This window comes from Actinopolymorpha rutila (assembly GCF_013407855.1).
Classification (GTDB): domain Bacteria; phylum Actinomycetota; class Actinomycetes; order Propionibacteriales; family Actinopolymorphaceae; genus Actinopolymorpha; species Actinopolymorpha rutila.
Map to the genome: position 1 here is coordinate 1,059,458 of NZ_JACBZH010000001.1, position 13,722 is coordinate 1,073,179.

Annotated in this window: 12 protein-coding genes; 9 read left to right on the top strand and 3 right to left on the bottom strand. The window is 67.0% G+C overall.

All coding sequences use genetic code 11. The annotated features are described in order from the left end of the window. Nucleotides 1–88: 88 nt before the first annotated feature. The 7 genes from F4554_RS04670 (at nt 89) to F4554_RS04700 (ending at nt 8,275) form a co-directional block, all read left to right on the top strand. Complete coding sequence (locus F4554_RS04670; RefSeq protein WP_337795871.1) at nt 89–1,510, top strand: MFS transporter; 1,422 nt, start codon at nt 89–91, stop codon at nt 1,508–1,510. Between the two features lie 193 nt (nt 1,511–1,703). Next, the gene (locus F4554_RS04675) at nt 1,704–3,347 is read left to right on the top strand and encodes an ABC transporter substrate-binding protein (RefSeq protein ID WP_179786228.1); all 1,644 of its coding nucleotides are present in this window, start codon (nt 1,704–1,706) and stop codon (nt 3,345–3,347) included. Nucleotides 3,348–3,353: 6 nt separating this feature from the next. Continuing rightward, entirely contained in the window at nt 3,354–4,361 is a 1,008-nt protein-coding gene (locus F4554_RS04680; protein ID WP_179786229.1) for an ABC transporter permease, read from the top strand. Then, entirely contained in the window at nt 4,354–5,289 is a 936-nt protein-coding gene (locus F4554_RS04685) for an ABC transporter permease (RefSeq protein ID WP_179786230.1), read from the top strand. Before F4554_RS04680 ends, F4554_RS04685 begins: the two co-directional genes overlap by 8 nt. Before the next feature lie 8 nt (nt 5,290–5,297). Further along, nucleotides 5,298–6,404, top strand: coding sequence for an ABC transporter ATP-binding protein (locus tag F4554_RS04690; RefSeq protein ID WP_179786231.1), 1,107 nt, complete (start codon nt 5,298–5,300; stop codon nt 6,402–6,404). After that, nucleotides 6,397–7,428 (top strand): ABC transporter ATP-binding protein, encoded by a 1,032-nt coding sequence (locus F4554_RS04695; protein WP_179786232.1) that lies wholly within the window; start codon nt 6,397–6,399, stop codon nt 7,426–7,428. Before F4554_RS04690 ends, F4554_RS04695 begins: the two co-directional genes overlap by 8 nt. 214 nt (nt 7,429–7,642) lie before the next feature. Then, nucleotides 7,643–8,275 carry a hypothetical protein gene (locus F4554_RS04700; RefSeq protein ID WP_179786233.1) on the top strand — a complete coding sequence of 211 codons (633 nt, stop codon included), beginning with the start codon at nt 7,643–7,645 and terminating at the stop codon, nt 8,273–8,275. 29 nt (nt 8,276–8,304) lie between these two features. Here the strand turns inward: F4554_RS04700 and F4554_RS04705 are convergent, their stop codons facing one another. The 3 genes from F4554_RS04705 to F4554_RS04715 form a co-directional block, all read right to left on the bottom strand. Further along, nucleotides 8,305–9,126 (bottom strand): carbohydrate ABC transporter permease, encoded by an 822-nt coding sequence (locus tag F4554_RS04705; protein ID WP_179786234.1) that lies wholly within the window; start codon nt 9,124–9,126, stop codon nt 8,305–8,307. Further along, the gene (locus F4554_RS04710; protein WP_179786235.1) at nt 9,123–10,016 is read right to left on the bottom strand and encodes an ABC transporter permease subunit; all 894 of its coding nucleotides are present in this window, start codon (nt 10,014–10,016) and stop codon (nt 9,123–9,125) included. The genes F4554_RS04705 and F4554_RS04710 overlap by 4 nt, the downstream gene beginning before the upstream one ends. Nucleotides 10,017–10,089: 73 nt before the next feature. Next, nucleotides 10,090–11,352: an extracellular solute-binding protein gene (locus F4554_RS04715; protein WP_179786236.1), complete on the bottom strand. Its 1,263-nt coding sequence runs from the start codon at nt 11,350–11,352 to the stop codon at nt 10,090–10,092. A 322-nt stretch (nt 11,353–11,674) separates the two neighbouring features. On the opposite strand from F4554_RS04715, the gene F4554_RS32915 reads away from it, so the two are divergent. Then, nucleotides 11,675–12,274 carry an ABC transporter substrate-binding protein gene (locus F4554_RS32915; RefSeq protein ID WP_179786237.1) on the top strand — a complete coding sequence of 200 codons (600 nt, stop codon included), beginning with the start codon at nt 11,675–11,677 and terminating at the stop codon, nt 12,272–12,274. Beyond that, nucleotides 12,256–13,686, top strand: coding sequence for an ABC transporter substrate-binding protein (locus F4554_RS04725; RefSeq protein ID WP_179786238.1), 1,431 nt, complete (start codon nt 12,256–12,258; stop codon nt 13,684–13,686). Before F4554_RS32915 ends, F4554_RS04725 begins: the two co-directional genes overlap by 19 nt. The last annotated feature ends 36 nt before the right edge of the window (nt 13,687–13,722 follow it).

Below are 13,722 nucleotides of genomic sequence, written 5' to 3' on the forward strand. Positions count from 1 at the left end.
GGGGGTCCACCCACCCGACTTCCGAAGGTGGAGGATGGGAGGGCGGCGCACCTCACACCCGGCCCGCGCCGGCCAGGAGGAGACCCAGGTGGCGGCAGCCGAAGGCGGCCGGAACCTCACGCTCGCAGATGTGACGGTCACCGACGAGCGGGTGGCGCGGCGGGCGGTGATGGCCGCGGCGATCGGCAACCTGACCGAGTGGTACGACTTCGGTGTCTACTCGTACCTCACCGCAATCATCTCGAAGGTCTTCTTCGCCAACCTGTCGCCCGGCCTGGCCACACTCGCCACGTTGGCCACATTCGCCGCGTCGTTCCTCATCCGTCCCTTCGGAGGCCTGTTCTTCGGCCCGCTGGGCGACCGGATCGGCCGGACGAAGGTGCTGGCGACCACCGTGATCCTGATGGCGTGTGGCACCACGCTGCTCGGGGTGATTCCGAGCTACGCGGCGATCGGTGCGGCCGCCCCGGTGCTGGTGCTGTTCGCCCGGTTGGTGCAGGGGTTCTCCACCGGCGGGGAGTACGCCGGCGCGATGACGTTCATCGCCGAGTACGCCCCGGACAAGCGGCGTGGCTTCCTCGGCAGCTGGCTGGAGTTCGGCACGCTGACCGGCTACACGTTCGGCGCCTTGCTGGTCACGCTGCTCACCGCCGTTCTGGGTGACCAGCGGATGCTGTCGTGGGGTTGGCGGATCCCGTTCCTGATCGCCCTGCCGATCGGGGTGACCGGCCTGTATCTGCGGCTGCGGCTGGAGGAGACACCTGCGTTCGAGCAGCTGGTCGCGAAGTCACCGCAGCACGGAGGAACCGCGATCAGGGACGACTTCCGGCTGATCTTCACCAGGCACTGGCGGGCTCTGTTGCTGGTCGGCGGGCTGGTGATCGCGTGGAACGTCACCAACTACATGCTGACCAGCTACATGCCGACCTACCTCACCACGACGTTGCCGAGGCACGGCGAACGGGGGACCAGCAGCATGGCGGCGAACGTGCTGCAGATCGTGGTGTTGCTCGTCCTCATGGTCATCGTGACCTTCCTCGGCAGGCTGAGTGACCGCGTCGGGCGCCGTCCGGTGCTGATGACCGGATCTCTCGCTCTCGTCGTGCTCGGCGTTCCCATGGTGCTGCTGCTCCAGGTCGGCGGAATCGGCCCGACGTTCCTCGGGCTGATGATGATGGGCCTGTCGCTGGTGTGCTTCTCCTCGACCGCGCCCTCGACGCTGCCGGCGATGTTCCCGACGGAGATCCGGTACGGCGGCCTGTCCATCGCGTTCAACATCTTCGTGTCCGCGTTCGGCGGCACAACCGCCGCGGTGATGGGTGCGCTGATCCTGGCCACCGGCAACCTGTTGTGGCCCGGCTACTACCTGATGGCCGCGGGTGTCGTCGGTGCGGTCTGCGTGTACTTCGTACGCGAGTCCGCACGCCGTCCGCTGGCCGGCGCGAACCCCGCGGTGGCCAGCGAGGAGGAGGCGCGGGAACTCGTCGCGCAGGCGCAGGCCGACCGCTGAGTTGAGCACAGACACCGCCGCGCAACGACGGTGGTCGTCGTCGGTAAACTCTGGCGTTCCTCGATACAACTTGGTAACAAATCTACTCGCGCCACCCGGCGATGGTGCAGGGTGCATTAGTCAGCAGCGCTCGACGGTGTCCGCACGGCTGCCGGTACGAGGGCAGGAAAACGGGATGAGGAGACGTCGAACGATGCGGATGGCACGCGTTCTGGCCGCCGCGGCAGCGGCCATGCTGGCGGTGGCCGGGTGTGGGTCCGGCGACGGTGGCGGCAACGACGGCAACGCCCCCAAGAAGACGGTGCTGCACAGCGCTCTGGGGCAGAGCGTCGACACGCTCCTGCCGGCCGACTCCAACGTCGGCGACAACATCGGCGTCGACGACGTCCTCTTCTCCGGGCTGGTGCGCTACGACATCGACACCGGCAAGCCCTACAACTACATGGCGCAGAGCATCACCTCGACCGACAACACCACCTGGACGATCAAGATCAAGAAGGGCTGGACGTTCCAGAACGGCGAGCCGGTCGACGCCAACGCCTACGCCCGCGCCTGGAACGCCGCGGCGTTCGGGCCCAACGCCTTCGCCAACAACTACTTCTTCGACAAGGTCGTCGGCTACGACAAGATGCAGGGCGAGGTCGAGGAGGACGACAACGGCAACGTCAAGGTGCTCAAGAAGCCGTCGGCCACCGAGCTGTCCGGCCTGAAGGTCGTCGACGACCACACCCTGCGGGTCACGCTCAACACTCCGTTCGCCGCGTTCCCGACCATCCTCGGCTACACCGGCTTCTTCCCGATGGCGGAGAAGTGTGCCAAGGACCTCCACGCCTGCGCCGTCAAGCCGATCGGCAACGGTCCGTTCAAGGTCGTCTCGTGGGACCGTGGCCAGAAGCTCGTCGCGGAGCGCTGGAAGGGCTACAAGGGCAGCGAGAAGCCGAGCTACGACAGCATCGAGTGGCGGGAGTACGGCGAGAACGAGGTGTCCTGGCCCGACTTCCAGTCCGGCGACATCGACCTGTCCGCCCCGCCTCCCGAGCAGTGGGCGTCGGCGATGAACGACCCCGAGCTGAAGAAGCGGATGGTGAAGCGGCCGACCACGGCGCTGACCTATCTCGGCTTCCCGCTCTACGCCGGCAAGCCCTGGACCGACCCGAACTTCCGCAAGGCCATCGCCCTGGCGGTCGACGTCGACACGATCATCAAGCAGGTGGCACCGGGCCGCTACTCCCGCGCCACGGGCTGGGTTCCGACGACCGTGTTCGGTGGCCGCAAGAACGTCTGCGACTACTGCCGGTACGACCCGGCCGAGGCCAAGAAGCTGCTCGCCAAGGCCGGCGGCTGGCCCAAGGGCAAGGTCATGAAGATCGCACTCGGCTCCGACACGACGCAGGAGGCGATCTTCAAGGCCATCGGCGACCAGCTCAAGCTGAACCTCGGGATCAACTACTCGCTGGTGCCGAGCGAGGAGTTCTTCAGCATGCGGTCCGCGCAGAAGTTCCAGGGTCCGTTCCGGAACAACTGGTACGCCGACTACAACCTCAACGAGAACTACCTCCGGCCGGTCTACGCCAGCGGTGACCCGAAGGGCAACACGAACTTCGGCTACTACGACAAGAAGTTCGAGGCGAAGCTCGACGAGGCCGACCGGGCGGCGAACACCGCCGACGCGGTCAAGCTCTACCAGCAGGCCGAGGACATCCTCGCCGCCGACTTCCCGACCGTGCCGCTCTACGTCAGCGACTCCGTCACCTTCTACAGCGACCGGCTCGACAACGTGAAGCTCAACCCGTTCAGCGGCGCGGTCGACCTTCGCATCCTGAAGATCGCCAAGTAATCCTCGATGGGCAGCTACATCGCTCGACGAGTGCTGCAGGGTGTCTTCACGCTGTTCCTCGTGTTCTACCTTCTCCACCTGCTCACGACTCTCGCCATCCAGATCAACGGCAACCCCGCGCTGGCGTTCTTCGGTGACAAGATCCCCAGCAAGTCCCAGCTGCTGGAGGTCGAGAAGCGGTACCACCTCGACGACCCGTGCTTCGAGCAGTTCGGCAACCCCTGCCTCAAGCCGTTCGCCGAGCGGCTGAACGACTACGTGCACGGGGACTTCGGGTCGAACCTCCGTGGCGACCAGCAGATCACCGCCATGGTCGCCACGGCGGCACCGAACACGCTGCGGCTCTTCGCCGTCGTGACCGTCACCTGGCTCGTCGGCGGCATGCTGCTCGGCTCGTTCGCGGCGCGCTACCGAGGCCGGGCACCCGACTACTCCATCCGGTTCCTCAGCATCCTGATCGACGCGTTCCCCGTCTTCGTGATGCTGCTCGTCTACAAGTACATCCTCGCCGTGCCGATCGAGCGGTGGATGTCCCGGCAGACGGGCGACGACAGCCTGGCCACGTTGATGTTCAAACCGTCGTTCGACCCCGACCATCCGTGGGCGACCGTGATCGTCCCCGGCATCCTGCTCGGGGTCACCGGGTCGGCCGCCTTCATCCGCCTGGTCCGCGCCAGCCAGCTGGAGAACTACAACGCCGACTACGTGCGTACCGCCCGGGCGAAGGGACTCCGCGAGACCCGGGTCACCCTCTTCCACATCATCCGGAACTCCTCGATCCCGGTGGTGACCGCGATCGGGTTCGTCATCGCCGACGCGCTCGCCGGCGCGGTCATCACCGAGGGACTGATGAACATCTACGGCATGGGTGGCCTGCTGTGGCGTTCGGTGCGCGAGAGCGAGGTCTCGGTGGTCGTCGGTACGGTCGCCCTGCTGGCCGTCGTCGTCCTCGCCGTCAACGTCGTGGTCGACCTGGCCTACGCCGTGCTGGACCCGAGGATCCGCTATGACTGACCCGACCACCGCCGCGAGCGTCGCGTCCCGCACCCGAGCGAACGAGGTCTCGCGGTCGCCGTGGGCGGACGCCTTCCGTACTCTCGTCCGCCGGCCACCGGTGATCCTCGCCACCCTGGTCGTGGCGTTCTTCGTGTTCGTCGCGGTGTTCCCGACCCTGTTCACCCGGACCGACCCGCAGCGCTGCGACATCGCCCAGTCGAAGATCCGGCCGCAGTGGTTCGACGGACCGCACCCGTTCGGCACCGACCTGCACGGCTGCGACCTGCTGGCCCAGCTCGTGCACGGCGCCCGGCCCTCGCTGCTCCTCGCAGTGATCGTGGTGGGTACGTCGGTCGTCGTCGGCGTGGTGCTCGGCAGCCTGGCGGGCTACTACCTCGGCGCCGCCGACGCGATCATCTCGCGTGCGCTGGAGGTCTTCCTCGTCGTACCGCTCCTGCTCGCCGCGCTGCTGGTGCTGTCCATCTTCCGCAACGTCCACTTCGGCGACGGCCAGCTGGCCGTGCTCGCTCCGCCCGCGATCGTGCTGACGATGTTCGCCTGGATGGGCTACACCCGTTACACCCGGGCGAGTGTGCTGGAGACGAAGAACCTCGACTACGTGATGGCCGCCCGGGTGCTCGGCGCGTCCGACTTCCGGATCATCTTCCGGCACATCCTGCCCAACGCCATCGCGCCGGTGACCGCGCTGATCCCGACCGCGGTCGCGGGGATCATCGCCGCCGAGGCGACGCTGGCGTTCCTGGGCATCGGCGTGCGGCCGCCGGCGATCAGCTGGGGGATCATGATCTCCACCAACGCCGACTGGTTCACCGGCGGCTACCCCTACCTTCTGCTGTTCCCGCTGGGCTGCCTGATCGCGACCATCCTGGCCCTCGTCGTCCTCGGCGACGCCCTGCGCGACGCCCTCGACCCGAAGCTGAGGTGACGTACGCTATGGCTGACCTGGCCGACCAGACCGACCCAGCTGACCAGACCGACCCGGCTGAACCCCTGCTCGAGGTCGAGGACGTCGCGGTCGAGTTCCACACCCGCGACGGCGTCGTCCGGGCGGTCAACGGCCTGTCCTGGACGGTGAGTCCTGGCCGGACGCTCGCCATCGTCGGGGAGTCCGGCAGCGGCAAGAGTGTGAGCGTCCAGGCGGTCATGGGTCTGCTGCAGACGCCGCCGGCGCGGATCGTTCGCGGCGCGATCCGGCTGCGCGGCCAGGACCTGCTGGCGATGGACCGACGGCAGCAACGCGCCGTCTGCGGCGAGCGGATCGCGATGGTCTTCCAGGACGCCCTGGCCGCCCTCAACCCCGTCTACTCCGTGGGCTTCCAGCTGGCCGAGGCCCTCGTCGTCCGCAAGAAGCTGAGCCGGCGTGCCGCCCGGCAGCGGGCGATCGAGCTGCTGGACCTGGTGAAGGTGCCCAACGCCCGGCAGCGGGTGAAGGAGTACCCCCACCAGTTCTCCGGCGGCATGCGGCAGCGGGTGATGATCGCGATGGCGCTGGCGCTCGAGCCGGAGGTTCTGATCGCCGACGAGCCGACCACCGCGCTGGACGTGACGGTGCAGGCGCAGATCATGCGGCTGCTCGCCGAGATCCAGGCCGAACGCCAGATGGCGTTGATCCTCATCACCCACGACCTGGGCGTCGTCGCCGACGTCGCCGACGACATCACCGTCATGTACGCCGGGCGCTCGGTCGAACAGGCCGGGGTCCACGACATCTTCCGCGCACCCTCGCACCCGTACACCAAGGCGCTGCTGCGCTCGATTCCCCGCGTCGACCTGAAGGGTCGGCAGCTGGAGGTCATCGCCGGTCGCCCACCCGTGCTGACCGACATACCGCCCGGCTGCGCCTTCCACCCGCGGTGCCAGTACGCGCAGGAGATCTGCCACACCGAGCGGCCCGAACTGCTCGCCGTGAGCGGCACGCAGCGGTCGGCCTGCCACTTCGCGCGCGAGGTGGCCGGTATGGCGGGCACGGCGGGCGCCGCCGGTACGGCGGGTGCGGCCGGCGCGGTCGCCGGGAACGGAACGGTGGGATCCGATGACTGAGCCCCTGCTCGAGGTCGAGAACCTCGTCAAGCACTTCCCGGTCCGGGTCGGCTTCGTCGTCAAGCGCACGGTCGGCCACGTGCAGGCCGTGGACGGGGTCGACCTCACGCTGGCTCGCGGCGAGACGCTCGGGCTGGTGGGCGAGTCCGGCTGCGGAAAGTCGACGCTGGCCAAGCTGCTCGTCGGGGTCGAGAAGCCGACCAGCGGCACGATCCGGATCGAGGGCGAGGACGTCACCAGGCTGCGCCGCGCGGGCGTCCGGCGGATGCGGCGCAACATCCAGATGGTCTTCCAGGATCCCTACACGTCACTGAACCCGCGGATGTCGGTGGGCGCCATCGTGGGTGAGCCGTACGCCATCCACCCCGACGCCATCCCGAGTCAGGGCAAGGAACACGCCGTCAAGGAGCTTCTGGACCTGGTCGGGCTCAACCCCGACCACCTCAACCGGTACCCCCACCAGTTCTCCGGCGGCCAGCGGCAGCGGATCGGGATCGCGCGGGCGCTCGCGCTCCGGCCGAAGGTGCTGATCTGCGACGAGCCGGTGTCCGCGCTGGACGTGTCGATCCAGGGCCAGGTCATCAACCTGCTGCAGCGGTTGCAGGAAGAGCTCGGGCTGGCGTACCTGTTCATCGCCCACGACCTGTCCGTCGTACGCCACATCGCCCACCGGGTGTCGGTCATGTATCTCGGCCGGATCGTCGAGGAGGGCACCGACGCGCAGGTCTACGACCACTCGATGCACCCCTACACGCAGGGCCTGCTGTCGGCCGTACCCGTGCCCGACCCGACGCTGCGCGGCCGGCGGGACGAGATCGTGCTGGAGGGCGACGTACCCTCGCCGACCGACCCGCCCTCAGGGTGCAGGTTCCACCCCCGGTGCTGGCGCGCCCGGGAGATCGACGCGGCCGGGCCGGAGTCCTGCCGTACCGAGGATCCGGCGCTGCGGGTCAGGGAGGGTGGCGAGCATCCGGTCGCCTGCCATTTCGCCCGGGTGCGCGACGTCCTCCACAAGCGCGCCTGACCGGACCGTGCCGCGCTTCCGGCGGGGGTGGTTTCGCCGTGCCTGTACCGGTTGCGTTCCTGGTGTCCAGCAAGCGTTGCTTGACACCAGGAACGCTCACCCCTCTTCGCGAAAGCGGCAGCCGGGTTGTGCGCCGCCGCCGGCGGCACCTTGTCGTCCCGGTCCTGCTCGGCTCCGGTCATAGCATGGCGATATAGACCTGCCCACCTGCTCAATGGAGGAGAGGGCCATGAAGGTCAACATGGTCGCTGTCTACCGCGCCTCCAGCTACAGTCGGCCACAGCTCGTGTTGTGCTGCGACGACCTGTTGCGGGTGCTGCGGGCGTCCGAGAGCAAGGACCCGTCCGTGGGTCACGCCACTGTGCTCCCCGATCCCCTGTCCGGCAACCTCGAAGTGGCCGTCCAAGCAGAGGGCGAGACCTACGACGTGGCCGCCGCCCGGGCAGCCCGACGGCTCGACCAGGCCGTCCAGACGGTGACGAAAGACTCTCCAGCAGGCCTGGAGGAGCTCTACTCCGAGTTGTGGTGTCGGAAGATCCCGGACATCTGCAGACCCCGGTCCACCCAGGAAGCGTCTCGAGCCAGGCCCGCGGAAGCCGAGGCGACGAGAGTCAGCCACCCCTACGTCCTTCGAGTACTGAGCCTGCGCCTGGCCGGAATGTGCGGTTTCGCCGCGGCCGTTGTCTTCGGCGTCGCCGCGGCCCTCCACGGTGGGCTCGACCCGTTGCTGATCATCGGGGCGGCGCTCTTCGCGCTACTCGCGGTCGTTGCATGGACCTACATGGTCGTGGCGGACGTGAAGGCCTGCATCTCAGAGCCACGACGACCCGAGGACGCCGAACGCTGAGTCGTGGACGACGGGACGGAGTTCATCGGTCAGCTCTTGACCGAGCCGATCATCAGGTTGTCGAGGATGTGCCTTCGTCCGGCCACGAACAACACGATGATCGGCACGGTGACAAGGAACGAACCGGCGAGGATCATGCCGTACTCCGTGTTGTAGAAGCCGACCAGATTGGCGAGCCCGACGGGATAGGTCTGGCGTTCCGGACTGCGCAGCACGATGGACGGCCACAGGAAGTCGTTCCATGAGCCGAGGAACGTCAGCACGGCAAGTACTGACAGCGCGCCGCGGGCAAGTGGCACGCCCATGGTGAGAAAGATCCGGAACTCCGACGCACCGTCGATCCGGGCAGCCTGCACCATCTCATCGGGCACGGCCAGCATCGCCTGGCGGACGAAGAACGCGCCGAATGCGCTCGCACCGCTGGGGAGAACCACGCCCTGGAAGGTGTCCAACCAGTTCAGCGAGACCATCATGGAGAACAGCGGGACGAGCGCTACCTGCAGCGGAAGAGTGAGTGTGGCCAGCAAGACGACGAACAACAGGCTTCGGAGGGGGAAGTCGTACTTCGCGAAGCCCCATCCCACCGATGCTGACACCGACACCACCAGTGCGGTCGTGAGGGTGGCGATGACCGCGCTGTTGAGCATCTGTCGAGCGAACGGAATCAGTTCGCTGTTGAAGAGGTCCCGGTAGTGCGCGAACGTGGGTGAGTCCGGAAGAAGCTGCAGCGGAAGTTGGAAGATCTCTCCCGGTGACTTGAACGTTCCGGTGACGAGGTAGAGATACGGCAGCAGTGTCACCACGACCGCGGCGGCCAGGGCCACGTGTACGACGACGCGCCGTACGTTCATGTCGGGTCCTTCCGGAAGAAGCCCTGTGCCACCATCTGCAGCACGCTGAGAACGACGATGATGACCGTGATCGCGTACCCGATGGCCGCGCCGTAGCCGAGGTCCAGATTGGTGAACGCGGTTTCGTAGAGATACATCGTGAGGGTGAGACCGGCTCGGTCCGGGCCACCACCTGCTCCGACGAGTGCGACCGGCTGGGCGAAGAGCTGGTACGAACCGATGATCGCGAACGTCACCACGAAGACCATTGTCGGCCGCAGGAGAGGCAGGGTGATGTACCGGAATCGTTGCCAGGTGTTCGCCCCGTCCACGACCGCTGCCTCGTGTACGCCCGGATCCTGGTTCTGCAGACCCACCATGAAATACAGCGCGTTCAACCCCGTGAACTGCCACACGCCGAGCAGGATGATGCTCGGCATGATGAGGTGCGGGTCGGTGAGCCAGGCGAGCTTCGGTAGTCCGAGCGGCGCCAGAAGCCAGTTGTTGAGCAGGCCGTATTGCTGGTCGAAGACCAACTGGAAGACGATCGCCACCACGATGCCGGAGATCGCGTTCGGAAGGAAGAAGGACAGTCTGAAGAACTCCCGCAGCAGAAGACCCCTGGTCCGCAGTAGCAGGGCGAGGCTGAGTGCCAACGGGACGATCACCAGGATGCTGCCCAGCGCGTAGTAGCTGGTGTTCACCAGTGCCTTGAGGAACGTCGGATCGTCGAGAAGCGTGCGGTAGTTGTCGAGGCCGGAAAAGGCGGCCGAGGTGTCCACGCCGCGTTCGGTGTAGAAGCTCAGCTGCAGCGACCGCAACGTCGGCACGCCGAAGAAGACCACGAAGAGTGCGAAGAAGGGCGCGATGAAGAAGTACGGCGTCCAGCGCGGCGTGACCCGACTGCGCACAGGTGGTGAAGTCGGCCGCGCTGATCCCGATCGGTCCGGCGTCCTCGCTCGTCCGCTTCTGGGTACCCGGGTGTCAGCCAACGCTGCCCCCTCGCTGCTGGCGAGCCCGCACAGCGCGGCCCACCTCGTCGAAGACCTCTCGCGGTGACCGCCTGCGCAGGTAGACGTCGAGGATGCGCGGGCTCAACTCCTGGGAAGTGAGTTGTGGGCGGTAGGGGCTCTGATACTGCGGTGGTACTTCCCGGCCGACGTCCGCGTACAAGGCGCCGATGTCCTGCCCGTGAAAGAACGGGATCGGGTCGTGCATGTGTGGGTCGGACCACGCCGGAATGAACGGCGGGTAGAGGTTGATCGCCTTGTACTGCTTGACGACGGAGGGTACCCGCAGCATGGAGTACTCCAGGAACCGCCACGCGGTCTCCTGCCGCTTGCTGGTCTTCAGGACGCTGAGTCCGGTGCCACCGGAGCAACTCGCCCGCCGACCGCCTGGTTCGAATGCCGGGAGCGGACAGGCTCCCCACTTCCCGGACAGGTCCGACGCCTGGCTGGCGACCGTGCCGGCGTACCAGTCGGGTACCACCAGGGAGGTGAGTGTGTGCGCTCGGAACTCTGCCCACAGACCGGGGTTGGGCCCCTCGGTCACCCAGCCCGGAGGTTGGGCGGCTACACCTTTGCGTTCGAGGTCGAGCAGCCAGTTCATGGTGTCGACCGACAGGTCGCTGTCCAGCCGGACGTCTCCCTGGGCGTCGAAGTAGTCGCCACCACGCTGGCGAAGGACCACGTCGTGCGGCGGGATGGGAAACGCCCGAACGTTCGGTGGAAAACTCTCCTTCACCGCGGCGGCGAATTCGTCCCAGGTGGAAAGCGTCGCCGGGTCGACACCTGCCTTCGCCCATGCATCACGCAGATAGAAGAGCGTGACCGGCGTCAATGCATGCTCGACCCCGTACACCCCGCCCTTCCAGCTGTAGAGCGCCTGCCGACCGGCGACGAGCTGCTTGTCGTAGCCTGACGCGCGAAGCCTTGGCCCGAGGTCGACGAAGGGGACCGACCGGCCGATCAGGAACCGTCCGAACGATCCCTGCTCGATGTCGCACAGGTCCGGGGTGCGCAGCCCGCCGGCCTTCAGATTGATCAACAACTGTTGGAAGATCGAGCTGCCGGGGATGAGGCTCACCGCGACTCGGACACCCGTCTTCTGCTCGAACTCCGTGGCCATCTGCTTGAACCACCCGGCATGGGTGTCGGCGAAGGTCCACAGAGTGAGGTCGCCGGCCGATGTGGCGCTGGGCGGCGGGGTACAGGAAGCGAGGGTCGAAGGACCGATCGCGCCCACGGCTGCTCCGCCCAGCAACGTGAGTGCCTTGCGCCGGCTCAGGGACGCGCGTGGTACTGAACGGGCTACCGCTGATGACATGACGGCTCCCGCCTGTGCCCGTGACAGTGTTGACGTTTCCTCGACATGCTGAGTCGAGATGTTGCCTCGACCTGTTGCGCGGTCACGCTACCCCCGGCCTCGGGGACAGGTGAATCGATGCGGCGACAGACGCCGAATATGGTCAGGACCGTTGTGCGCAGGCACGGGTCCGGCGGCCAGTAGCCGAAGGCCAGTCCTGATGATCTTTACAACGGTGTACACGCCACGGTAAACCGGACCGATGCGGGAGACGCCGGACACCGACCAGACCTCTTCGTACGCACGCACCAGGCGCGAGACGCTTCGGCTCGCGGGCCTCGGACTCGGACTGGCCGCCGCGTCCGTCTCCGGATGTGACGCCCTGTCGACCAAGCCGTCCGGGAAGGCGGCGGACGCCGGCGGCCGGTCGCGTCCCGCGGGCGCGGCGGAGAAGGAGGCACCGGACCTCGCCACGCGGGCGAAGAAGGGCAGCATCACTCCTCTTCGCGAACGCCTTCCGTCCGCACCGATGGTCCTCACGCCGACGGAGCAGGCCGGTCGTTACGGCGGACGGCTGAAGCTGCTCGGACTTCACCAGACGGTCGACGTGAACACCACGATCGGCTACGAGAACCTCGTGCGCTGGAAGCCCGGCATCCGGACCGACCTCACCGCGGACCAGATCATCCCCAACGTCGCCCGGAACGTCGACGTGAACGACGACGGCACGGAGTTCACGTTCTCGCTGCGCCCGGGCATGAAGTGGTCGGACGGAAAGCCGTTCGGTGCGGACGACATCATTTCTGGTACGAGAGCGTCGCCTCCAACCGCGAGCTCACCCCCGTGCCCATCGACTGGCTGACGACCGGCGACCAGCCGTTCCGGGTGGAGAAGAAGGACGACCACACCGTGGTGTTCCGCTTCCCGCGGGCCAACGGTCTGTTCATGGTCAACCTCGCCACCCAGCGGGGTACGACCATCACCGACTTCCCTGCGCACTACCTGAAGGCGTTCCATCCCGACCACGCGCACGACGTCGGCAAACTCGCGAAGGACGCCGGCAAGGACACCTGGGTCGACCTGTTCTGGTCCAAGGCCAACCGGCCGGAGAACCCCGAGCGTCCGGTGATCGACGCCTGGCAGCTCACCGAGGCGGTCGCCGACTCCAAGCGGCCGGTGGCCGAGCGGAACCCCTACTACTGGAAGACCGACGCCGACGGCAGGCAGCTGCCCTACATCGACAGCGTCGCGTTCGAACTGGTACAGGACGACGAGACCGCGGTCCTCAAGGCGACCAACGGCGACTTCCACCTGATCGACACCGGCATCAACGTGCTGCGCAACAAGCCGGTGTTCGCCCGCAGCCGGGACAAGGCGAAGTACCACTTCTTCGAGACGATCCCGCAGCAGATGAACCAGATGATCGTCATGCCGAACCTCACGCACCGCGACCCGGCGCTGCGGAGGATCTTTGCCGACAAGGACTTCCGGGTCGGCCTGTCGCACGCGATCAACCGCCAGGAGATCATCAACGCCGTCTTCCAGCGGCAGGGCGAGCCGTGGCAGGCCGCCCCACGCCCGGAATCGCCGTACTACAACGAGAAACTCGCCAAGCAGTACACCGAGCACGATCCCGCGCTGGCCGGCCGCCACCTGGACAAGGTCCTTCCGAACAAGGACGCCGACGGCTTCCGGCTGCGGCCGGACGGGAAGAAGTTGCTCTTCCAGGTCGAGGTGACGACCGGGTTTCCCGACCTCATCGACGCCCTCGAACTGATCCGCGGACACTGGCGCACGGTCGGCGTGGACATCAGGGTCAAGAGCGAGGACCAGTCGCTGTTCTTCGAGCGGATGGACGCCAACGCCCACGACGCCTGCGTCTGGATCGGTGGCGGCGGGCTCGGGTCCACGATGGACCCCTTCTACTACGTGCCGTACAACTTCAACACCCGCTACGCGATGCCGTGGTACTTCTGGTACGTCAACCCCAAGGACAAGCGGGCGGAGGAGCCGCCGCCCAGGACCCGCCGTCAGGTCGAGATGTACCGCCGGCTGCTGACCACGACCGACCGCCGCCGCCAGGACGACCTGATGCGGCAGATCATCGAGGTGGCGGCCGAGGAGTTCTACTGCATGGGCATCGCGTTGCGGAAGCGGGAGTACGGCATCGCCGCCGACCAGCTGCGCAACACGCCCAAGGAGTGCGTCACCGGCTGGCTGCACGCCAACCTGATGCCGGCCGACCCGCAGCAGTACTACCTCGACGGCAGCTGAGTTCCGGACCCGGCGTAGGGGCGGATCCGCGCGGGA